Consider the following 22,808-nt stretch of genomic DNA (forward strand, 5'->3'; position numbering starts at 1 on the left):
CCGAGTCGGGGCTCGAAGCTTTAGAATTCAGCAAAGAATTCATGTGGCTCGGCTAATGTTCAGTGATAGAGAAACACGGATCTTGGAAGCAGGGCTGTTCGCCGCGGTGCCGCTCTCGATCCTGATCGCGGTCGCGATGGTTAGCCTTACCCTTGGCTGGTTTGGATGAGCAATGCGGCATCCACTTCCCGGATCGATGACTTGACAACAACCTCCCGGTGACGCCCTGTCGGTCGACCAACGCGACATAGGTTTGGCAGAAGGGCCTGTCGGTAAAGCGCGCAAGAAATCCATAGCCGCTATCGCAGAATTCTCGGTGCGACCTTTCACGACAGGCGTGGTTTCTCTCAGTGAGCGCTTTCGGCTGCTGCGGTGGTCTCACACGAACATGCCTTCCGAGGATCACCAAGATGCCCTCGATTGAAAACGCCGCCCTGGCAGCTGCTATTGAGCGGTATCTGGACGAAAAGTCTGGCGAGCCGTGCTTGTCGATGGCTGAGTCGATTTCAGTCCTGCGAGCACGAACTGGCAACCGCCATTCCGATATCGCAATCGAGAAGATGATCGACACGGCGGCGGCGCAGCGTGGCATGGATATGCTGTATGACCGAAGCACGGGTGGTAAAGGTCGGTAGACGCTTATGATCGCGTTGGAGCAGGCGGCCCAACCCCCGCTTCGGAGCCAGTTACGGAAGGCGCGGCGGCCGAGCTGACGGAAACCGACTAAGGGCGCCTTCTGACATCCCGCAACCGCTATTTCCTCGATCATCAAGCGTGGCCCCCTCGGTCTGTCGGTCGAGCGAGACGATTTTTTCAAGGCCGAGCGCCCGATCTCCGAATATGCCGATCTCGCGAACGCGGCGGGCTCAATCACCGTGTGACGACCGCGATGCCGGCGACGAACGATCGTCGCCGGTATATCCGCGTCCTATTTTTTGCGCGGCAAGCTTCGACAACGCCAAAGCCGCTTCGCCATCTCTCGTGAAGGACTCGATTTTCTGTCGTCCGCGTGTGCCGATGCGCCCCCATTGGCGCACCAGCGACACCTCGCCGAAAAGCGTAGGCTGAAGCGACAGAGTGTAATAGCGCGCCATGTTGCGGGTCGGATCCACTCGGCGCAGAAATTTCGGGACGGGACCATTGGGCATGTCCCGGATTATCCGCGCCATCAACCACGCCGTCCAACGCATGTTTTGAATCAATGAGTTGTCATCGATTCACGCCGGTTACTTCAGGATCCGAAGCATCAGCTTGACCTTGTCGTCTGCTCCCTCCTGGCTGTCGCCAACAGCGACGAGCCTGTTGCCTATGAGCTTGCCAAGGACGGCTTTAAATTCGCCACCACCGGGGGTCCGATCATGGCTCCCGTTAGGAGATTTTTTAAAAACCACCAGTCGCGGCATTCCGTCCGGTTAGCTCGTGCTTACGGTTTTGGCGCGGGTCCAATTCCTTAACCACGGCTTCGAGCACCGTGCGGCGGCTTCCATAGCGCCTCATAAGTTCATGCACCAGAGCGGGGGTAATGCCGTTTTGCCGCGCAAAACACTCAATCACATAGGGCTCACATCCTGACAGGAGATCGCTGTCACGAGGATGGCGCGGTTCAGCGTCGGAGCTCATCCTTGCCACCTAGGGGCTAAATTCAAGATTGCTTAATTAACGCCAAAGCGTCGATTGGGTTGCTGGCCGCAAGGTTTCCCGAACGTCAGGCTGAGATCCTGGTACGGTTCTTTCTGGAAGAGGCGGTTCGCGCACCAGGGGGGGCGAATTGTCCGTTGCACCGCATGGCAGCCCCAGTGCAGTAGACTCCGACATCTGCTTCCCAAGGCAGGAACGTACCATCCGCATCCGCATCCGCAGAAGCGGGAGTAGGGCGGCGATACCGTTTAACCGGCTCACCTGATGTCTCGGCCGACGTTCTGCTCTCGCTCGCGATGGTCTTCGATCTCTTCCGGTTCTTCATCGTCGATCGAGACCACGTCATTATCGGCCTTGCCAGCTGCGCGAACCAGTTCGTCCAACTTGGCATGCATCGCTTGCGTATCTCGGTGTTCGGCGCGCTGGATAAACAGCGTCATGGCCCAAGTCGCCAAAGTGGCAACGCCATGCCAATCGAAACTTCGCCTATCGAAAACCAACCATAGCGCGGCATAGGCGACCAGAATCAGGAACGCCTCAGGGCGCGATGTCATCGTGCCTATGCGTGTGAAGGCTTTCCGGACGTGATCGCGGGTCATCCCAATGGCCGATGGGAGCTTGAGGTCGGGGGGAAGATGGAGTGGCCAAGCGCAAGATACCCCTCGCCAATCCGCCTCCCACCCGGAGGTGCTTCGCCGGGCACTGGTTTGGGCAGCATTTCAACCTCCGGGTGTCTTTGCTGGCCAACGACCGGCAGCCAGGAATGTTCCAAGGACGGGGAACTCGCAGCACGCGGGGCTGTTATCGGTCATCACACTGGAGAACCGAAAATGTCTGGCAATGAAAACCGTCGCGAAACTGGAGCAACGAAATATCCAGCCAAGACAGGCGCCGACCCGTCGGATGCATTCTCCCAGGATGCGGCTGGCAACAAGAAGCCCAGGAGCGGGATTGGACTGACGCGGCCCACCGATGAGGTGAACGACAAGACGCATCAGTCAGATGGGCAAGATCCAGCGAGTCGGGGAACCTCGAGCAGCGGAAAAAGTGCTCGGCCATGAATGTCGCCAATCTTCAGCTCGAGGGGGTGATGATGGCACTCGCCTCGATCAACAGTTTGCTGGTCCACAAAGGCCTGCTTTCGATCGACGATATCGACGCCGCCCTGCAAAAGGCGCAGGCCTCCGTCAGGGGCGACGAGCGGACCTATGAAGATATGTCGCCAGCCAATCGCGACGCGATCTGCTTCCCGATACGGCTCTTACAGATCGCAAACAAGGCACAAGGCGAAGCGGACATCCCGTCATTTTCGGAACTGGCGAAAATGGTTGGACAAACGAAAGAGCCTCACCGCGATCAGATGGGATGACGGTCCCTGCAGCGGTGACCTACATTTCGCTGTTCTCGACAATGCCAGCTTCGCCGTCTCGAACCAGCGTGCGCGGTGCCAGGGGCGCCCTGAGACGAACTCCAGGTCCGCCCTGGGCAGTTTCCCCATCGCCCAGTAAAGCGACGCCGGCCTGCTGCAATGCCAATTGTATCGCCATGAGCTTGTTGGCGGCGGGAACACGCTTCCCCTTTTCAAAATCGCGAACCGTCGCCTCGCTCACACCTGACTTCGCCCCAAGCCTGGCTTGTGGCCAATTCAATAGACCTCTTGCCGCACGGCACAGCTCGGGAGTCAGTAGGATCACAAATTTCTCCTTGGCTGAGGTGTTTGATGTCTCCTCGGCTGATCGGCTAAGCTAGGCTGTCTTGCGTTTCGAGGAGCCGACCTTCGTTGGCGTCGCCAAGCCTTCCTGCTTGAGGCTCTTTTTCAGGACCTCGGCCAGATTGATGACGTTTTCTTTCGGCTTCGGCGCCGGCTTTGGCGGCTCCTTGCCCTTGCGTTTCGCGTCGATCATGGCGATCAACGCATCCTCATAAGTGTCCTCAAATTTCGAAGGATCGAAGGTTGTTACCTTCTTGTCGATGAGCATGCCGGCGATTTCGAGCAGCTCCGGGTCGTATTTCTGTTTCTTCAGGCTGTCGAAGATGCTGTCCTGCGAGATCATTTCGTTGTGGGTCCGCAACTCAGTCATCACCATACCTTTGTCATAGGGCTGGATCAGAACCTCTCGGCCACGCTGATAAAGAACCACACAGGAGCGGGCGGCCACGCGCTTGTTTTTCATGGCATCGCGGATCACGGCGTAAGCCTCGACGGCGGCGCCATCAGCTGGAACGAGGTAATAGGGCTTGTCAAGATAACGTGTGTCGATGTCGTCAAGCGACACGAACTCACCCACTTCAAGCGTGTGCTCCGAGGTGAGCTTGAGCGCCTTGATGGCCTCGGGCTCGATCTGAACGAACTCGTCCTTTTCAATTTCGAAACCCTTGACCTGGTCTTCGGCGCCGACCGGCTCTCCGGTCTTTTCGTCAGCATAAACACTTTTGACCGGGAGACCGTCCTTGCGGTTCAATATCTTGAAATGAATCTTTGAAGCCTCGCTGGTGGCCCCGACAATCTTGACGCCGCAGGCGACCGACCCAATCTTCAAAAAGCCCTTCCAGACAGCGCGCGGAGCGACCATTTTTGGCAATCCTGTAATCCCGTCAAGGCAAACGAGATTCCGTTCGAATTGTTCCTCGGCTGTCCGCCGCAAACGGGCTTACGACCGGGAAACCAACGAGCCCGTCAGAGTGCCCTCAACCAGATGCGAAAAGTCGCTGCGCAACATTGGTCAGTTCGAGACCATAGCGCTCATCGGAACGGGTCGCTGCGGTTAACGGAGCCAGTTCGTATTGATTGCCTGGCCGTAGGTCGAGGAGCTCGAACGCGCCTCGCTGGCCGTCAATGACCAGATCGAGAATTGCATTGGCTACTTGCACGGTCGCATTGCCGGCAGCGTATTGTAGCTGCAGATCACTTCCGTCCGGAAACCGGCAGAGAATTCTGCCCGGCATGGCAGGTGGACCAAGGCGATTTGGGCTGCGTTCGTCGACGTGAATTTCAGCCCAAGCACGATCTTGTTCAGGTATGCGATGTGCGGTTGGCCTCGCGGTACATACCGCCAGCCTACGGGCCGCACAGCATTCCTGAATGACTGCGATCATCCCCCCAAATCCAAGCAAAAGGAGATGCCGCCGGACCCTTGTCTCGGAAGCGCGGTCTTCTCGCCACCACCCGGGCCGGTCCAATACGGGATGGTCGGCACACCCATGCGTGGCAAGATCCCGAATGACGCCGGCGAGTGCTGTTGGCCGGGGTCTTGCGGCGCGTATGTCAAATGCACCGCTTTCGTAAAATCCATCCTGCGCGCAGAGCATCGAATTCCAGTCGACGGCGCCGAACAGAGACCAAGCTGTGACAGCGCGGATATCAGTGCCGTTGTCCTTCGCTGCCTGCGCGGCCTGCCAACCTTCGACCAGCCAGCGTACCTGTTCGTCGCGGGTCGACCCATTGTGCAGCTCCGTCACGACGATCGGCAGTTGATAGCGGTTCCAGACCTCGTCGATTCTGTGACCTAGACCTGAATCCCGATGACTAGCAGACCGAACGGCCGCGCTATCGACATAAGTGTGGATGCCATTTCCCCCGACTTGTTGGCCAGGATACCGATCGATGTGTTCGTCGAGCATTCGGTCGCTGGTCAGGTAGTAGTCGATTCCAACGATATCTGGCGGGCAGGGTTCCGCTGCCATAGCTGAGAGCTGCTCTTCTGCAATTCCTGCATCCAACAGCCGATCGTAGAAAGGGTGTTGAATGGTGACGCGCCCCGCCAGGAGATCCAGTGCCAGCCAGCGGCGTTCGTTTTCATGATCCGCCTGGTAGGCGAGCCGCTCAGTAGCAAAGACCCGTCCGACATCCTCGGTCTGCACCAGTCGAGCCGACGGGACATGCGCGCGTATCGCTTTCATCGCCTGCGCTGTCGCTTGGCATTGAGCCATTGCAATGCGCAGACACATCGCCTCGCTGGTCCCATGCGGATGCCAGAGCCCATAGAGCCCGTTGATGCGAGCAGTCGTGAGTGGCTCGTTGATGGGCGTGTACAACTCTATCCATGGATAGCGCTGCGCGGCCAACGCCGCATAGCGGGCAAACACTTCCGGGAAGTCGGGGTCGAGAACGTTTGCCCATGGCGGCCCGCTGCCGTGATGCATCAGGCCGGCAACCGGTTGCATGCCCAGATCGCGAATTCGTCGCAATCGCGCGTCGGGCCAACGCCAATCATAACAGCCTGGCTCACCTTCGATACTCTCCCACAGCACAGGATAGCGAAGGGTTCGGATGCCGAGACCGGCGATCCGATCGAGATCGTCGATGCGGTGCAGGTGACCGGTTTCCTCCAATTGGTCACGCACCGTCATCTGAACGCGGACATGGCTACATTCCACGCCTCCCCACATCTCGAGCGCATCGTTCATTCAGCAGCCTCGACACGCGTCGAAATCGAGGCTGGCAGGCTCTTTTGAATGCGAGCAAACGTCGCGAGCGCCTGCCCCACGACCTGATCCATGTTGTAATATCGATATGTTGCCAGCCTGCCGACAAACCAGACATTCGAAAGGTTTGCCACCAGCGCTTCGTATCGTTTGTACAGCGCCTCGTTGTCGGCCCGCGGCACGGGATAGTACGGGTCGCCGACATCAGTAGGATACTCGTAGGTAAGGCTGGTTCGAGGGCTCTGCTGGCCGGTGAGATGTTTGTACTCTGTGATGCGGGTGTATTCTTCCGTCTGTGGGTAGTTGACGACAGCCACCGGCTGGAACTGCTCGCAATCAAGCGTCACATGCTCGAATCTCAAGGATCGGTAGGGGAGGCGGCCCAGCGACCAGTCGAAGTATTCGTCGACCGGCCCTGTGTAAATCATTCGGCGGTACGGAATCTTGCCTTGGATGGCCCGGTAGTCTGTTTGCAGCATGATCTTGATTTTAGGACTGTCGAGCATGCGCTGGAACATCGCTGTGTAGCCGCCAGCCGGCATCTTCTGAAACGTATCGCCGAAATACCGATCGTCGCGGTTCGTGCGGGTCGGGACCCGCGCCGTCACCGATTTGTTCAACTGGGACGGATCGACGCCCCACTGCTTGCGCGTGTAACCGCGAAAGAATTTTTCATACAGCTCACGACCGATCGTGCTTACCACCACATCCTCGGCCGTCCGGATTTCTTCCACCGCTTCGCGACGAGAAATGAAAAACTCCTCCAACTGATCTGATGTCAAATCGAGATCGTAAAGCCTGTTGATCGTGTCGAGATTGATGGGGATCGGCAGCAGATGGCCGTCGACCTTGGAGAGCACTCGATGCTCGTAAGGGCGCCACGCCGTGAACTGGGAAAGGTAGTCCACGATCGACTGGGCATTCGTATGGAAGATGTGAGGGCCATACTTGTGGATCAGTATGCCAGCCTCGTTGTAGCAGTCATAGGCGTTGCCGCCGATATGACCGCGCCTGTCAATGAGCAAGACGCTCTCGTTGCGTTGCGAGGCGATGCGTTCCGCAAGCACGCTACCGGCAAAGCCGGCCCCGACAATCAGCCAATCGAACATGTCTAAGCACTCCGCCGGAACGGCAGAACATTCTTGGCGGCACGGGCGCGCTGGATATGACCCGCCATGGCGATCCAGGTATTTTCCCAAGACATGTCAATGAGAAAGGCGTCGACTTGTGCCAGCGCGGAGTCGCGAGGCCGCGCCAGAAGGGATCGAAGCTTGGCTTCGACATCCTCGGCATCGACGATGTCGACTAGACCCTCCGCCCCATAGGTGCGGACGACGTCCACAATTGCCGTGGAAACGAGAGGGACGCCGGCCGCAAGGAATTCTGGTGTCTTTGTGGGGCTGATATAGCGGGTGGCCGCATTGAGGGCGAATGGCATCCATCCGGCATTCCAGTGCCTGAGATAGGATGGAAGCTCCGCGTAGTCCTTTCCACCCAGCCAATGAAGATTGTCTGCCTGGGGGAGGTCCTTGGGGTCGATCTTCACAACTGGTCCGATCATGACGAATTGAACGTCTGGCATGTCTCGTGCGGTACGCGCCACCAGACCCACGTCCAGCCTTTCGTCGATGACGCCGAAATAGCCCACCCTGGGGTGTGGTATCTGCTCCTGATCGACCGGGTCCTTTCCGGGTCCCCTGGCTTGATGGAAGTGCGTAAAGTCGATGCTGCTGGGGAACGGAAAGATGGAGCCATGCATAGCCCGTTTGGCCTCGTACAGGCTCTGCCCGCCTGTGAACACGACGTCCGCCCGTTCCAGTAACCGTCTTTCCATCTCGACGAGTTCGGCTGGCGCGTTCTTGAACGCTGAAAGCTCGTCCATGCAATCGTAAACGCAGACATCACAAAGAATGTGGTCGCTGAACCGCAAAGCCATCGGTGTGTAGTACCAGGTGGTCAGTAGGTGCTGGGGTGTTGAAGCGACCAACAGGTCCAGAAACCGACGTTGAGCCGCGTCCGCGTCGGCAGGGCTGGTTTCAACGGGAAGGATCGGCGTGATCACCTTGATCGACGCTGAGACATCGCTGGAGCGCATGATTGCTTGCGGTACCTCTTCGAAAAGAGGCTCCTCGAAATAGATTACCTGCTTTGTCTTCGAGGCCAACGTAAGGATATGCTGGGGGCGTTGGTACACAAAATTCCAACGAAGATGGGAAAAGCATAGTAGCATAGAGGTTTCTTCTGCCTGGTATCTCAGGATTGACTTTCCAGTTACGTTTTTCATGAGGAGATCCTTTAGTTCAATCCCGGATGCGCGCGTACAACAAATGTTAATCGAGGCATTGAGATGTGATTAGTTTCTGTGAATCTAACTTGCCTCGGTCGGACTCGTTCCCCGAAGAAAAGAGATTTCATTCGCAACGCGGAATTGGCTTTGCCGGTCAACGGACGAGACAAGGAGCGTATGCATTTCAGCGGCGCGGCCTTCGGAGCGCCGGCCGCCGATCGTTAATGCTGCGTTAATTCGCAATACGACAAAGTTAACGATCGGTGATACGATTCGGCGCCACGCAGGGTTGGCCCGCGAATTTGTGCCGGACCTTGATTGGACGAATCAATGGCGATCAAGTTTGAAACGAACGTCTTCCCGCTGTTTGATCCCACGACCGTAGATGACGTGAAGGATCCATGTCCGGTGTTCGACGGACAGCTCTGGCATATGTTCGGATCGAGCGGCACAGTCACCAGCGAAACCTGGAGCCTCCTCCATGCCACGGCCCCCGACCATTTCGGGCCTTGGACAGAACATGACCCAATTGTCCTGCCGGTTGGGGGATCGGGAGTGGCGGCGCCTGGCGTGATTTATGATGCAGGCGTCTTTCACATGTTTATCCAGACGGAATACATGAAATCAGGCGGACGTTGCGAGCACGTTGTTTCGAACGACGGGTTCCAGTGGGTTGTTTTGAATTCTGCGCTCCTCGCTCTGCCGGATACAGACGAAGACGGGATTTACGATCCGCACCCCGCCATAATCGGCGAGAAGCGCTACATCGTCTATTCGGGCATGCCCAAATTCACGACGGTGCCTCAGCCGGACATCTATCTGGCACGCAGCCAATCGGACTCATGGTTTGGGCCCTGGAAGCGAGTGGGCAAGATACTGGACCATGGTGACTTGCCTCACCACAATTCGCGGCATCACCCGGACTATGAATGGGGCATCGAGGGAGCGCAGTTGGTGGAGCTTCCGGACGGCCGGATTCTCCTCAACGCGACGTGCTTTCTTCCCGATCAGCCCCGCGGGAGCCGGCAGCGCGTCTTCTTCGCCATCGCAGATAGGGTCGAGGGTCCATACGCGACCTTTGGGCCGGTACTCGATCCCGGAGAGCCGGGCGAAAACGGGCACTCGACAGTGGTGATACAAGGTCGCCAGCTTTTGTTGTTCTATCAATGCCGCCGTGCAGCGACGAACCACCGGTGGCGTTTTGGAGTGGCGAGATGCGACCTGGATCGGGGGATTCCGGTTCAAGTGGCGTGACACCCCCCGAAATTCAGCTGTCTGGGTCCTTTTATTGGAGTCGGCCCAGCGTCAGCCGAAACTTTTCCAATGAATTGCAGTGATAGCAGGGCCAGAAGCCAGTTGCCCGTATCGCCGCAGCAGTGCGAGGGCTTTTTCAACTCATTCGGAACCTCGATACTCGCGCGAGGTTAAGCCACGGTAGCGTTCTTCAATTGCAGTTGGGCAGGCCGAGGCGCTTGGTCGTCGCGGCTATATGACAGGGTCTGGACATGACAAAGATCGTTCTGGAAAAGAAGGCGCGTCAAGGCGGGTGGGGTCGCCACGGACTGATAATCTTGATCTCAGCACTGCTTCTGACCGCAATAGCCTGGGGCGCCGCGGAGCTGTACGGCGAGCAGGCAAAGACACCGGCGACGGAGCAGGGGGATCGCAGAGCTCCTCGGCCCCGCAGCCGCCGGCAGGGGACCCCGTAAACTCCAAAACGGACAACATAAACGGCGAGCCGGTCGATCAGAACCCCAAAGTCGATAAAAACCCCACAGCCGAGTCGACCACGGGAGGGTAGCGGCGGGGTAAGCACTACGCCTCCCGTTTTGAGGCAACCGCCGGAACCTCAATCGAAGGCTGAAGTTGTCAGCTTGGCGGCGTTTTCCTCCCTGGGTAGCGCTGCTGGCCATGCTGGCCGCTTGGCCGGCCCGCGTTCGTGTTGGGGACGCGGGCCATTTCCTTATGCGCGATGAAGCTTTCACATCCTAGCCAAACGCCTCGCGCGAGCTGTGAGGCAGCGCGACGGCGATTGACGCCATTCAGCTGCAGCGGATTGGGTTTAGCGATATTCGGTGTCGCGCTCTTCGCGCAACGAAGCCTCGACGAACGATAGCGGCGCCTCGAGGGTCCAGACCACATCATTGGCGCCGTACTGTAGGTCTCCGGTCCCGCTCAACGCCTGGGGCGTAACGCGCTTCAGCACGATGCTGCCAAAGCCCTTTTTCCCCATTGACTTGATATCGGGTCCGTCCTTCTCCACCCATTTCAGCTTGAGCGTTCGATTGCCGTGTTTGCCGGCAATGCTCCAGGTGACGGCGATGGTGCCCTGATGACCGGACAACACCCCGTACTTGGCGGAATTTGTGCATAGTTCATGGAAGGCAATTCCAAGGTACTGCACCGCATTGGAAGTGAGAGTGACAGGAGGACCCTCAATGGTGATCGCGTCTTCCCCGCCGAACGGTTTTGCTTGGGCCGAGAGCAGATCAGAAATGGAGGCGCCTTTCCAGTCGGCCGACACCAGTAGGTCGTGCGACCTCGACAGCGCCATAGCCTTGACAGGCTGCGCCAATTTTTGCGCGAACGCCAGAGCAAGAGTGGAACCACCGGCCCGGTCAATGCGAACGCTTCTTCGCCGGGTCGAGGATCACGACGAAGGTGCGTTGAAGGCCGCCCGACCCGTGATTTCATGCCCTCGATCTTATCAGGGTGGCCGTAATCGCGAACTCAGTGAGCATGGTGCTCGGCATTTCGCTTGCGGGTTGCCGCGGCTTTCTTTGCCGATTCTGAGCGGCTTGCCGCGGAGCGCGAAGCCGATGCCTTGCCGCCGCTTTCACCGCCCTTGTGCGCCGCCGGGTGACCGGTGTGCTTGCCGCGTCCGGAGCCGCCTTCCTTCTTGCCACCGCCATCATCCTTGTTGACGGTCGCCCAGGCCCGGCGTTCGGCCTCCTTCTCGGAAACCCCACGTTTTTCATAGCCTTCGGCAATGTGGTCAGCTTTGCGCTCCTGCTTGTCGGTGTATTTCGATTTGTCGCCTCGTGGCATAACCATATCTCCTGTTGGATGTTGGATTGGTTTTGAACGTCGAGCCGCCAGGTGGGTTCCCGCCGACGCTGGGAAACTGCTTCCGCATCGTGAGAAAGCGCGGGCACGAAGCGCGGCTAATGTTTCGGGGGCTGGCAAGAGCGCGGAAGCAAGGGGACGAGGAGCGCGTTGCGACTGTAGCGAAAGACATCGATATAGGGAGCAGCGAAGCTCGGCGCGCGATCAACTGACCTGGAACTCTCTGCCAACACGTCGATCGCTTTGCGACGCTCCAACGACAGCTGCTCGCAAAAGTTCCTGTTGAAGGTGCTGGCGGGCGGTTCCCAGGTCATCCGGGGATCGATCAGCCGGTGGCGACAATCGCGGTAAGGAGCAGAATTCCCATCCGTCCGGCTATGGAGATAATCGGGCGCGTATGTATCCGCAGAATAACCTCCCTGTCGGGCCTGTTGCGCCGAGAAGACAGGTCCGTCGCTGCTGTCTTTGTCCCTCCTTTGCATCGCTCATGATGTCCGTCTGGGTGAAGACAACCGCGCCGCGCCGCGTGAACTTCCGAACGCATCGTGCCAAGCAAAAGGCTCGATCACAGGCACGTCAAGTGGGAACTTTGCCTCGCGTGACCGGTTGGGTGCGCTTGACCGAGCCAAGAGCAAAGCCATGTCCGGTTCCATTGGTTCCAGCCGCCTGACGCTTGTTCATGGCTCTGTTTCGGCCGCAGCGGCGCTGCCCTTGCTCAGCTTTCATACGCAAGCCGCTGAGCCGCCGTTAGCGAAACCTGCAGGGCCACACGAGCTGTCGCATGGAACTTGCTACCCATAGGAAATTCAAAAACGGCAAGTTGATGCCATGGGGAAAGGGCACGGTCGTTACCGGAGCAAAGGGATTTGTCTACCTTTGCGGAAATACCGCGACCGCAGACGACTATGATCCAGCCGCCAAGAACGGAGGTGGTTTTGCCGGCGACGCGGCGGCACAGTGGCGGGCAATTCTAACGAACATCAAATCCGATCTCGAAGAACTCGGCAGCGGGCTCGATTACCTGATCAGACTGACCTTCTTCATCAAGGGGCCATTTCCCGATGGCGGCGTTCTGAGCTCGCCCAATTTTCGCCTGGACGTGCTGGACGAGTTCTTCGCCGTACATTGCCCGAAGCACTGCAGCTACAACAACCCGCCGCCCTCCGAGGTGATCGGAGTTGCTGCGCTTGCGCAAGCCGACATCGTTGTTGAAATTGTCGCGGTGGCGGCATTGCCTGACTGAGTGCAATCCCGGGTGCGGATGCGCCAGCCAGCTCATTCCGGGGCTGTGGCGGGAGCCGTATAGCGACGGCGGTCGGCTGAATGTATTTCATTGCATTGGCAACGGATTACGACGGGACCCTGGCCCACGACGGGGTCGTCGCCAAGAAGACCCTTGCCGCGCTGGAACGCGTTTGAGATCGGGCAGTTCACGCCCGGTGACAAGAACCAGTTTGCGACCGCTCTTCTTGAACCCTCGCGTGACCATTTCGTCTTGTGTCTGGGCAGAACGCATGATTGAGGCAAAGGCTCCAGTCCGCGTTCTTCTACTTGGCCGACCGCAGTGTTTCGAGACACCGGCGACCGTTCTCGCTCCGGAGCGGCGGTTAGCGGATCGGCGAATGGATTTTCAGGAACCCCGCCGCGGTCGGCACGTTGACCGAGCAGGCCGAGCCCCTTCCTCGGCGTCATACGGTGGCAGCCAACGCGCCGCCGGTTTCATCATCAGAACTGGGAAAGGCAAGATCATGGGTTTCTTCTCGAAGGACATCAAAACACTCGACGATCTTTTCGTGCACACGCTGCGCGACATCTACTACGCCGAAAAGCAGATCGAAAAGGCGCTGCCGAAGATGATCGACAAGGCGACCGATGCGCAATTGAAAGCAGGGTTTGAAAAGCACCTGGAGCAGACCAAGGGCCACATCGCCCGTGTCGAACAGGTGTTTGAATTGCATGGCGTCAAGGCAAGGCAGGTCAACTGCCCGGCAATTGACGGCATTCTTGAAGAGGCCGACGATGTCAGCGCCGATGTCGACGACAAGGAGGTCCTCGATGCGGCGTTGATAGCCTCGGCTCAAGCCGTCGAACATTACGAGATGACCCGCTATGGCACTCTCATTGCCTGGGCCAAACAGCTTGGCCGCAGCGACTGCGCAAATGTGCTGGCCAAGAACTTGAAGGAAGAGCAGGCAACCGATCGCAAGCTTACCGAAATGGCGGAAGGCAAGATCAATATGCAGGCAGCCGAATAAGGCACTCATATCGACTGGCCAGTGCATGTCCTGGCCAGTCGATCACATATAGCCATGTGCTAACTATTTGTTTAAAAACAAATATCGTTTGTTCCATAATGTTTGTTATGCAACTTTTAGTTGCAAGAAGGCGCGTTCTGTCCTGAAGTGCGGCTTTGCGTGTGGCTTATCAACTCCTGACGTTTTGCCCCCGAGAACATCCAACCCCCGACAGGTTCGCTCACTGATTCACAATCTGCTCGAACGTGCACTGTCGGGGACTTTTGTCGGGGCGCCATCGCAAAAATTTGGTGCCATGCCGGAAGCGATCGCCGGTGATATGATCGAAGCGAACTTCCGCCACCAGTTCCGGCCGCAATGGCTCCCACTGGCCGCTTCTTTCCGTGCTCCACCGGCTGGGGCCTCCCGGCGCTTTGCCGGTAAAGCCGGGAGGCGACCGTAAAGCCTCAAGTTGACGCGTGAGGCTGGCGCGGTGTTCCTGCGCGATTGTCGATGTAAACCCCACATGGTCAAGTTGCCCCTGATCGTTGTAGAGGCCGAGCAATAGCGAGCCGACCTCGTGTGACTTGGCAAGGTAGCGGAAGCCTCCGACGACGCAATCCGCCGTGCGTAGCCGTTTGACTTTTACCATGGCGCGCTCGCCGGGCCGATACTCATCCTCAAGTAGCTTCGCAACGACTCCGTCGGTCGAACCGTGGCCGGATTCGCGAAGCCACAGACTTGCGATCGCCACATCCCGTGTACAGCGCGATAGCTCGAGATCGATGCGTCCCGCCGACTTTACAAACCGTTCCAGCTCCGCGCGTCGCGCCGTAAGAGGCCGCTGCCTCAGGTCACCCTCCGAGCCTGCCAACATATCGAACAGAATAAACTTGGCCGGCGTTGCAACGGACAACTTCTGAATTCTGCTTTCAGCCGGGTGCAGCCGCATCTGAAGGGCATCGAAAGAAAGCGAGCCATCAATTTCGATAACGATCTCGCCATCGACGACGAATTCCGTCGCTTCCAGTCCACGCAGCAGCGCTACGACTTCCGGGAAATATCGGCCAAGCGGCTTTCCCGATTTTGCTCTCAGGTCCACGGCATCGCCAGTTTTGAAGGCCAGGCAGCGAAAGCCGTCCCATTTGGGTTCGTATTGCCATTGGTCGGTGCCGCTCGGCAACGCGTCGGCGGCCTTTGCTTCCATCGGCGCGGTGTCCAGTGGAAGGCGAAAAGACGGTATCGCTGTGTTCGATGTCATGCGGCGAGCTTCGCTGAACCCATCCGTTTGATGGCAATGCTGATCGATCGCTCGCCATCGTGGTAATCGGCCCACGCGGCGGTCTTTTTCATGAGGCTCGGCACTGTTCGAACGGTGTATTTCTTCGGGTCGAGGTCGGCTCTTACCTGCCCCCAGGTCAGCGGCATGGATACAGTGGCACCCTCCCTGGCGCGCGGTGATAAGGGGGCGACCGCCGTCGCCATGCGATCGTTTCGAAGGTAGTCGAGAAAGATTCGCGATGTCCGCAGTTTCTTGGCCATGTTGATGAGGTAGCGTTCCGGACGGTCTGCCGCCATTTGCGCGCACAGCGCTTTGGCGAAGGCCTTTGCCTCCGGCCAAGTCGTGTTGCTGCGCTGTGCGGCCAGGGGTGTAACCACGTGCAGACCTTTGCCCCCCGTGGTCTTGCAAAAGCTCACCAAACCCAGATCGTCGAGACGCTCGCGCATTTCCTTGGCCGCTATCACCACCTCCGCAAATGTAACCTCAGGTCCAGGATCGAGATCGAACACCAGTCGGCCGGGAATTTCAGGATGACCAGGCTGGCAATTCCAAGGGTGCAGCTCCAAGCCACCGATTTGGGCAATCGCCGCCAAGCCTTCCACACGGTCAATCTGCAAGTATGGCTTGTGGTCGCCGAAGACTTTCACCAGTTCCAGCAGATTGGACGTACCTGGCATTGCGTGGCGCTGGAAGAACTGCTCGCGGGCGTAGCCATCCGGGGCTCGCACAAGCGAACAGGGGCGGCCCTTGAGATGTTTGATCATCCAGGGGCCAACGGCCTCAAAATACTCCGCCAGGTCGAGTTTGGTGACCGGCTGGCCACCATCGCCGGCATCTGGCCAGAGCGGCTTGTCAGGCTTGGAAATGATGACGCCCATGACGATCGGGCTTTTCCCCGTCCGGGCGGTTAACTTGGCGGGTTCGACTATCTGAGTCTCTTGAGGATCGGCCGGACGCTCGGCCTCGACATCCTTCGCCGGCTTGTCATCGCGCAAGCCCTTGAAAGCGGCTTGCCGCACATTGCCACCGGCAGTCCAGCCGGCGAATTCGATCTCCGCAACCAATTCCGGCTTCGTCCAAAAGACAGTAGAATCCTTTTTCGGCGCACCATCCCCTGTAAACGGGGATGTGGCCACCTTCTTCTGCTTTAGCCTTGGGAGCAGCTGTCTGACCTTCGCCTCGCTGTATCCGGTCCCGACACGGCCTATATAGGCGAAATGGTCGCCGCGGTTCACACCGACCAGCAGCGACCGGAACTTGCCGTTGGTTGTCGACCAGCCGCCGATCACGACCTCATGTCCGGCGCGACATTTGGATTTTGCCCAGGTATCGGTTCTGCCCGACACATAGGCTGCATCAGCCTTTTTCGAGACGATTCCCTCAAGTGAAAGACGACAGGCGGAGCGCAGCACGGCATCGCCGCCATTGGTGAAGTGCTCGACGTAGCGGATAAGATTGGCCTCGCCGCGTTCGACCTCGCCAAGGATCTCGCTCAGCCGTTCCTTACGTTCACAAAGAGCCAGCTTTCGCCGATCGATGCCGTCGGCAAACAAGAGATCAAAGGCGAAAAAGATTAGGTCCTTCGTTCTGCGCTCCGACAACGCGGCTTGCAGCGCGGCAAAGTCGGGAGCCCCATTTTCGCCAAGTGCAACGATCTCGCCATCTATGATGACATCGGGAAGATGGACGGCCTCCTTTGCGATGGCGCCGAACTTCTCCGTCCAGTCCAGTCCTTTCCGGGTCTTCAACGTGGCGACGCTCTGTTCGACGCGCAACTGGACGCGATAGCCATCGAACTTGATTTCATGGACCCAGTCGGTCCCTGCCGGGGGACGAGAAAGCGTTGCGCAGAGCTGTGGTGCGATGAAGTCGGGCATTTTTGCCCCGGAAGAGCGAGCGATCCTTCTGGCGCGCGGAGGTAACTTTGCAGTGTTGGCGGCGCGCTCGTTACCATCAAGACCGCGATTGCTGTCCCATACGGCGTCGGCCACCGATTCACCTTGCATAATGAATGGCTTGGGTCCGGCTCCCTTTCCCGCGGCAATCGCTTCCATACCGCGCCCGGAGGCGACGGACCGGGCCTGATTCAGGACCGCATCGCCGTTGCCGTCTGTTGCGTATTTGTCGCGGTGTTTGATCAACAGCCAATTGGTTCGTTTCCCGCCATCGCGGTTGCGCTTCATGCGCACCAGGACAAAGCTTCCGTGCAGCCGCTTGCCGTCGAGCGTGAACTTCAGATCGCCTTTCTCCAAAGCTTCTTCCGGAGACATGGAGCCTTCCGGCTCCCAATATCCACGATCCCACAGCAGCACCGTACCACCGCCATATTGACCCTTGGGAATGGTGCCCTCGAAGTCGCCGTAGTCTAGCGGATGGTCTTCCACCTCGACTGCGAGGCGTTTGTCGTGTGGATCCAGGGACGGCCCCTTGGTAACGGCCCATGACTTGAAGACGCCACCAAGCTCAAGGCGAAGATCATAGTGTAGCCGCGTGGCCGCATGTTTCTGAACGACAAACCTCAGTCGGTTCGAACTCGCAATCGAGCTCTCGCCACTCGGTTCTTTGGTCTTCGTGAAATCCCGTTTGGCTCGATAGGTGGAAAGCTCGCCCTTTTTCACGGTAATGTCCCAGCTGTTGACGCAACGCGCGATTCAACGCCGTGGAGGGGTTTTGGTTCGGTCAGCGCTGAATAACGCCTGATGAGGGCTCTTGAGCCGCCAGACCGGTCGCCCTAGGCAATCGCGGGTGGCTCATCCTGCCGGAGAAAAAGGCGACCCTCAGCGACACAACGACAGGGAAACAGCTCCTTCAACGGACCGGGACCGCAGCGCCTCCAATTTGGTGCCCGCTTAAAAGACCGTCCTCAAGTGCCGTATTGGCTTGCCCGGCGCAATACCTTGCGCGGCCTGGGCGATGCTCTGGGCGTCAAGTCCATGGTGCCGATAAAGATCAGCGATGGTGCCGGCCTGGCCGAAATGCTCGACGCCTAACGAACGCGTTCGATGGCCTTTGACGGAGCCAAGCCACGCCAGCGTAGCAGGGTGGCCGTCGATGACCGTGATCAACCCACAGGTGGATGGAACGTCCCCAAGCAATCGCTCGACGTGGCTGCGGGCGTGAACCAAGCCGCGCTCTCTGGATCGCTGCGCGGCGGTCCAGCCGGCATTGAGCCGATCCGCAGACGTGACGGCCAGAAGCCCGACGTCACGCCGATCCTCGCCGATTAATCCGGTCGCTTCGATTGCCTCCGGGGCAACCGCGCCACTGTAGGCGACCACGACCTGGGCGTTGGGTCCTGGTTTGCGCATCCAATAGCCGCCATTGAGAATGTCGTCGGCAAGCGTGTCATCAAGCACGCGTTTCGGTTGCTCGATCGAACGGGTCGAAAGCCTGAGATAGACCGAGCCGCCGACGGCGTCCCTGAGCCACGTCACGGGATCGGGTTGGGTATCGCCGGAGCGCTGCAGGTAGTCGAACGAAAATCGCAGGATTGTCGCGAGCTCGTCGACGAAAGCCGGTTCGAAACTGGCAAGCCCATCCTGTGCCATTCCTATCAGCGGCGTCGCAATCGATTGGTGAGCGCCACCCTCAGGCGCAAGCGTCACCCCCGAGGGTGTTGCGACAACTATGAAGCGGGCGTCCTGATAGCAGGCATAGTTCAACGCATCGAGGCCGCGTTCGATGAACGGGTCGTACAGTGTCCCAATTGGCAACAGGCGTTCGCCGAAAATCGAATGGGACAATCCCAAGGCCGAAAGCAGGAGGAACAGGTTCATCTCGGCAATGCCTAGTTCGATGTGCTGACCGTTCGGAGAGAATTCCCAGTTGAAAGTCGATGGAATGCGCTCGCGCTTGAAAACGTCGACCAACTCCTTGCGGGCGAAGAGCCCGCGGCGGTTGACCCATGCGCCGAGATTGGTCGAGACGGTGACATCGGGCGAAGCAGTGACGATCCTTCTCGCCAGATCGGTGTCCTGCTTCGCGATCTCGTGCATGAGAACCCCGAAACCTTGCTGGGTCGACATGGAGGATTGCGCGGGAACAGTGAGGGCCGCAGGCACTGCAATTCTGGAAGCCTCGTAGCGGCGCCGTCCCTTGCGATTGAAGGGCGCCGCGTTGATGAATTCCCTCAGCTGCTCTTCGGGATGCGAAAGACCTTCGAATGGCTCCCACTCGCGTCCGGACCGCACGCCGGACCTGGCTCGCAGCTCCTCGATTTGGGTCGAGGTCATCAAGCCGGCGTGATTGTCCTTGTGCCCGGCCAGCGGCAGGCCAAATCCTTTGATTGTATAGGCAAGGAAACAAACCGGCCGGTCATGAGTGCGAGCGTGTTCAAATGCCCCCAGCAACGAAGGCATGTCATGCCCCCCGAGGTTCATCATCAGCCGGGCCAAATGTTGGTCAGAACGGCTCTCGATGAGCTTTGAAACCGGGCCCTGGTCCCCAAGGTCATCCAGCAGTCGCTTGCGCCATGCCGCCCCGCCCTGAAAGGTCAGCGCTGAATAGAGCTGGTTGGGACAATGCTCGATCCATTCGCGCAAGGCCTTCCCGCCTGGTTCGGCGAAGGCTTCGTCCAGAAGAGTTCCGTATTTGAGGATGACGACGTCCCAACCGAAATTCTGGAACAACGAAACAAAGCGCTCCCACAGCCCTTCCCTTACGACGGCATCCAGGCTCTGGCGGTTGTAGTCGACGATCCACCAGGTATTGCGCAGGCCGTGCTTCCAGCCTTCGAGCAAGGCTTCGAAAATGTTGCCCTCATCCATCTCGGCATCGCCAACAAGGGCAACCATGCGGCCCTCCGGATGATCCGCGGCCATGCCTTTTGCTCGGAGATAGTCCTGCACAAGCGAACAAAATAGCGTCTGGGCGACACCGAGGCCGACCGAGCCAGTCGAGAAGTCGACATCGTCCGTGTCCTTGGTTCGTGAAGGATAGGACTGCGCGCCCCCATAGGCGCGAAACGCTTCCAACTTGTCGCGCGTCTGATTGCCGAAGAGATATTGTATGGCATGAAAGATGGGGCTGGCGTGCGGTTTGACCGCGACCCGGTCTTCTGGGTGCAACACACGGAAATAGAGTGCGGTCATGATGGTCGCAAGCGAGGCCGATGAGGCCTGATGGCCACCCACCTTGAGCCCGTCATCACTCGATCTAAGGTGATTGGCGTTGTGGATCATCCAGGTCGATAGCCACAGTATTTTTCGCTCAAGATCTTCCAGGCACGCCAGTTCGTGTTTGTTCATTTCTCGGCTCCCACATACGACAGCATGAGGATAACGCCCGCAGCCGAGGATTGCGGCTAAAATTGCTATCTTGTAGGGATGAATTGGCCAATCTCAGCCAGCTGGAACGACGAAAGCGCGAATTTGTGCCAAATCATGAGATCGACGAAATTGACCGCAAGCTGCTCGCAGCACTTCAGGCTGATGCGCACGCGACGATGGAGAACCTCAGTGAAATGGTGGCTCTCTCCCCCTCCCCCTGCGCACGCCGGGTTCGGGGGCTCGAGAAATCGGGAGTGATCAAGGCCTATGTGGCGATCGTAGACCAGGTGAAAGTTGGTCTGCCAGTTAGCGCATTTGCCTCCGTCAAGCTGGAACGACAAAGAGAAGAGGAACTGGACCGGTTTTCAAGTGCCGTTCTGCGCTGGCCGGAAGTGGTGGAGTGTTACCTGATGACCGGCAGGATGGATTTCTTGTTGCGTGTCGTGGTCAAGGACCTTGATGCGTACGAAATGTTCTTAAAGCAGAAGCTGACAAGGTTGGACGGCGTCGCATCCATTGAGTCGAGTTTTGCCTTGGGCCAGGTCAAACATGCGCACGGCCTGCCACTTGCTCTTTAGGAAGGGCATCCCGCTGTAGGCGCGGATGCTGGGCGAGAAGTCATTGGCCCATGCTGCAGTTTCTGCGCCGCCCGGACAATCCCGCGGTGCGGCCGAGCCAAACAAGGCCTGCTTTAGTGACGCGTGGGATCGAGCCGCAGTGCCTCTGCGACTCCAAGGGTGATCCGTGCGAGGCGGGCAGGCCTCGCGTTCTCGTCCACATGATCAATCTCTACTTCCTGCGAGCCGCTAGATCGGCAAAGATTTTCTCTCGATCACCCTGATGCTTCTTGACCAGGGCAAGGGCCTGTTCGCGGTCGAGAAGTCCGAGTTTCATAATGAATGCCAATTCATGCTTGGGCAGAGCTCCATCAGGCACCTGTGCTCGGACACCTCGCCCTCGCTTGCCGCCCAGGGTTTGTCCGTCCGACATAACGTTATGAACTCGCATCCGTCGAGGTTGATCGCGATGTCGGTCTCCATCTCAATGTCTCGTTGTTGGCCATTGCTGCGAAGCTATGGGCTTCATCGCGCGTCAACCCGACCAGGGCGCGGCCCGCAAATTCGGCCGGCAGATCGAAAATCTGATCAAAAACCGCCCAAGTCTCAAACGGCTCCTGCACCACGACAAATCGCATAATTTGCTCCCCAACTTTGAACGCGCCCTAAATCAACGATCAAAGATTTTGTTCCCCAGAACCAAAAAGAATCCGATGGCGAACCGTGCGGTAGCATCATCAAGGGTGAGCGTTGTCTGAGCGGTGCCGGCTGTTGACGAGCGCGCCGCTGATCACCGCGCCTGTTGAGAAGGCAGCGGGCAAAAATACGTTCTACAAACTCGCTCGACGCCAATAGCCCGGGAGGTGCTAGTACTGGCACTGGGACTGCGAATGATACCGCAGTCGAAAGCAGAAACAGGTTCGGCAGTGAGCCAAAGAGCTCGGGCCACATCAACCTCTCCTGTATATGGGCGGGAGCACCTGAGTTGACTTCCAAGCGCCCCTTCGCAGTTTGGCGGCGGGCGGGCGTCAACACGCTATGCTCTAATTCTATTTTGGGAGTCAATTGACGGAACAGATCGCTCGCAACTCCAATTCGATCGCAACTTGGACGCCAGGAATGTCGCGGCTTGAAAGCCGGTGCCGGTGGACAGTGTGGCGGTATTTCTTGACAATGTCCGCCTCCGTCCTCTCAGAGACGTTGTTAGCGATAGGAACTTGCTCCGCGCGCGCTCCCGTCGCCTTAATCTTCCGGTCGCCATTAGGTTTCTGGCAGCTCTACCGCCAAGGACCCGCCGCCCCATTCACGGCAGCGGCGGGCGTCCCTGGGGTGATAGGGACTTGCCGAGGTTTCGCTGACCCCTGCTTTGTAATCCAGAGCAAAAGCAGTGCCAGGCCAAATGCCCCGCTTTGATACACTTTGGCCCTTCATCTTCCCAACCCGTCAGTACGAATTGGGGATGGCCAGTCGGGTCAAGAAAAAGCCCCATTTGCTGCCCGTCCGATGAAATGAAGCCTTGGCTAGGACTTTCCGTGCTCACGGTCGAGGCTTGCCGACCTGGGCTCATCGACTCCGTTCCTATTCGATCACCGACGGGCTTGTTCTTGCCCAGTCAAGCGGCTCGCCATCGCGGCCGTTGCGCCACGCATGGGCGAACTCCCTGCGTTCTTGCAGACCTGCGCCGGCATCGCCCATAAAAACAGGCACCTGCCTTAACCCGGCCGTGGCCCTTCGTACCGTGCGCCTTCCATCCACAATGCGAGAGCAATTGCCGCGGAACGCCCCTTCACTTCACACTTGCGGCCTCGATAGTTTCCTGCAGCGATCCACACTGTCTTTGAACGTTGATAGATTGTGATGCCCCGAGCACTCGCCCAATCACACAGATCCTCTACGCTATGCCGATACATTCTTATCCTCGCCCGTTACCTCCATCAGATGTCCAATTTGCGAGCGTCGATATGGTTTCCAAGAATAGAAAAAACCACTGGCGGGCCTGGAAGGGGGCTCTCGGCGGGCCGCACGGCGCTGCTCGACGCTTGTAAATAGACA

General features: G+C 58.4%; 20 protein-coding genes. 7 read left to right on the plus strand and 13 right to left on the minus strand.

What is annotated here, in order from left to right; translation table 11 throughout:
- The first annotated feature begins 410 nt into the window (after positions 1-410).
- Entirely contained in the window at positions 411-635 is a 225-nt protein-coding gene (locus AC56QQ_RS35840) for a hypothetical protein (RefSeq protein ID WP_497129461.1), read from the plus strand.
- A 153-nt stretch (positions 636-788) separates the two neighbouring features.
- Positions 789-881, plus strand: coding sequence for a DUF2958 domain-containing protein (locus AC56QQ_RS35845; RefSeq protein WP_497129681.1), 93 nt, complete (start codon positions 789-791; stop codon positions 879-881).
- Here AC56QQ_RS35845 and AC56QQ_RS35850 read toward each other — a convergent pair.
- Together AC56QQ_RS35850 and AC56QQ_RS35855 are read right to left on the minus strand one after the other, a co-directional pair.
- Positions 867-1,169: a WGR domain-containing protein gene (locus AC56QQ_RS35850; protein WP_497129463.1), complete on the minus strand. Its 303-nt coding sequence runs from the start codon at positions 1,167-1,169 to the stop codon at positions 867-869. The genes AC56QQ_RS35845 and AC56QQ_RS35850 overlap by 15 nt on opposite strands.
- 726 nt (positions 1,170-1,895) lie before the next feature.
- Positions 1,896-2,237: a low affinity iron permease family protein gene (locus tag AC56QQ_RS35855; protein ID WP_497129465.1), complete on the minus strand. Its 342-nt coding sequence runs from the start codon at positions 2,235-2,237 to the stop codon at positions 1,896-1,898.
- Between the two features lie 458 nt (positions 2,238-2,695).
- Here AC56QQ_RS35855 and AC56QQ_RS35860 point away from each other — a divergent pair, with 458 nt between their 5' ends.
- A complete protein-coding gene (locus AC56QQ_RS35860; RefSeq protein WP_497129467.1) occupies positions 2,696-3,007 on the plus strand; it encodes a hypothetical protein in 312 nt (103 codons plus the stop codon).
- Positions 3,008-3,026: 19 nt separating this feature from the next.
- Here the strand turns inward: AC56QQ_RS35860 and AC56QQ_RS35865 are convergent, their stop codons facing one another.
- The 5 genes from AC56QQ_RS35865 to AC56QQ_RS35885 form a co-directional block, all read right to left on the minus strand.
- Entirely contained in the window at positions 3,027-3,332 is a 306-nt protein-coding gene (locus AC56QQ_RS35865; RefSeq protein WP_497129469.1) for a helix-turn-helix domain-containing protein, read from the minus strand.
- Positions 3,333-3,383: 51 nt separating this feature from the next.
- Positions 3,384-4,211 (minus strand): non-homologous end joining protein Ku, encoded by an 828-nt coding sequence (ku, locus tag AC56QQ_RS35870; protein WP_497129471.1) that lies wholly within the window; start codon positions 4,209-4,211, stop codon positions 3,384-3,386.
- A 115-nt stretch (positions 4,212-4,326) separates the two neighbouring features.
- Positions 4,327-6,045: a family 1 glycosylhydrolase gene (locus tag AC56QQ_RS35875; RefSeq protein ID WP_497129473.1), complete on the minus strand. Its 1,719-nt coding sequence runs from the start codon at positions 6,043-6,045 to the stop codon at positions 4,327-4,329.
- Positions 6,042-7,172 (minus strand): UDP-galactopyranose mutase, encoded by a 1,131-nt coding sequence (gene glf, locus AC56QQ_RS35880; protein ID WP_497129475.1) that lies wholly within the window; start codon positions 7,170-7,172, stop codon positions 6,042-6,044. The genes AC56QQ_RS35875 and glf overlap by 4 nt, the downstream gene beginning before the upstream one ends.
- A 2-nt stretch (positions 7,173-7,174) precedes the next feature.
- Positions 7,175-8,347, minus strand: a complete 1,173-nt coding sequence (locus tag AC56QQ_RS35885; protein WP_497129477.1) for a glycosyltransferase family protein — start codon at positions 8,345-8,347, stop codon at positions 7,175-7,177.
- Between the two features lie 333 nt (positions 8,348-8,680).
- Between AC56QQ_RS35885 and AC56QQ_RS35890 the strand changes: the two genes are divergently transcribed.
- Entirely contained in the window at positions 8,681-9,604 is a 924-nt protein-coding gene (locus AC56QQ_RS35890; RefSeq protein ID WP_497129479.1) for a hypothetical protein, read from the plus strand.
- An 808-nt stretch (positions 9,605-10,412) separates the two neighbouring features.
- Here AC56QQ_RS35890 and AC56QQ_RS35895 read toward each other — a convergent pair.
- Entirely contained in the window at positions 10,413-10,925 is a 513-nt protein-coding gene (locus AC56QQ_RS35895) for a sensor histidine kinase (protein ID WP_497129481.1), read from the minus strand.
- A gap of 155 nt (positions 10,926-11,080) precedes the next feature.
- On the minus strand, positions 11,081-11,398 hold the full coding sequence (locus tag AC56QQ_RS35900) for a plasmid stabilization protein (RefSeq protein ID WP_497129483.1): 318 nt from the start codon (positions 11,396-11,398) through the stop codon (positions 11,081-11,083).
- Positions 11,399-12,197: 799 nt separating this feature from the next.
- Between AC56QQ_RS35900 and AC56QQ_RS35905 the strand changes: the two genes are divergently transcribed.
- Together AC56QQ_RS35905 and AC56QQ_RS35910 are read left to right on the plus strand one after the other, a co-directional pair.
- The gene (locus AC56QQ_RS35905) at positions 12,198-12,659 is read left to right on the plus strand and encodes a RidA family protein (protein WP_497129485.1); all 462 of its coding nucleotides are present in this window, start codon (positions 12,198-12,200) and stop codon (positions 12,657-12,659) included.
- A 505-nt stretch (positions 12,660-13,164) separates the two neighbouring features.
- On the plus strand, positions 13,165-13,671 hold the full coding sequence (locus tag AC56QQ_RS35910) for a YciE/YciF ferroxidase family protein (RefSeq protein WP_497129683.1): 507 nt from the start codon (positions 13,165-13,167) through the stop codon (positions 13,669-13,671).
- A gap of 220 nt (positions 13,672-13,891) precedes the next feature.
- Here AC56QQ_RS35910 and AC56QQ_RS35915 read toward each other — a convergent pair whose 3' ends face one another.
- The 3 genes from AC56QQ_RS35915 to AC56QQ_RS35925 form a co-directional block, all read right to left on the minus strand.
- Positions 13,892-14,911 carry an ATP-dependent DNA ligase gene (locus AC56QQ_RS35915; protein ID WP_497129487.1) on the minus strand — a complete coding sequence of 340 codons (1,020 nt, stop codon included), beginning with the start codon at positions 14,909-14,911 and terminating at the stop codon, positions 13,892-13,894.
- A complete protein-coding gene (gene ligD / locus AC56QQ_RS35920; RefSeq protein WP_497129489.1) occupies positions 14,908-17,550 on the minus strand; it encodes a DNA ligase D in 2,643 nt (880 codons plus the stop codon). Before ligD ends, AC56QQ_RS35915 begins: the two co-directional genes overlap by 4 nt.
- Before the next feature lie 231 nt (positions 17,551-17,781).
- A complete protein-coding gene (locus AC56QQ_RS35925) occupies positions 17,782-20,178 on the minus strand; it encodes a thiamine pyrophosphate-binding protein (RefSeq protein WP_497129491.1) in 2,397 nt (798 codons plus the stop codon).
- A gap of 125 nt (positions 20,179-20,303) precedes the next feature.
- Here AC56QQ_RS35925 and AC56QQ_RS35930 point away from each other — a divergent pair, with 125 nt between their 5' ends.
- Entirely contained in the window at positions 20,304-20,777 is a 474-nt protein-coding gene (locus AC56QQ_RS35930) for an Lrp/AsnC family transcriptional regulator (RefSeq protein ID WP_497129685.1), read from the plus strand.
- Between the two features lie 416 nt (positions 20,778-21,193).
- On the opposite strand, the gene AC56QQ_RS35935 is transcribed toward AC56QQ_RS35930, so the two are convergent.
- Positions 21,194-21,394, minus strand: coding sequence for a hypothetical protein (locus tag AC56QQ_RS35935; protein WP_497129493.1), 201 nt, complete (start codon positions 21,392-21,394; stop codon positions 21,194-21,196).
- Positions 21,395-22,808: the final 1,414 nt, after the last annotated feature.

This window comes from Mesorhizobium sp. RCAM 05099, assembly GCF_059683685.1.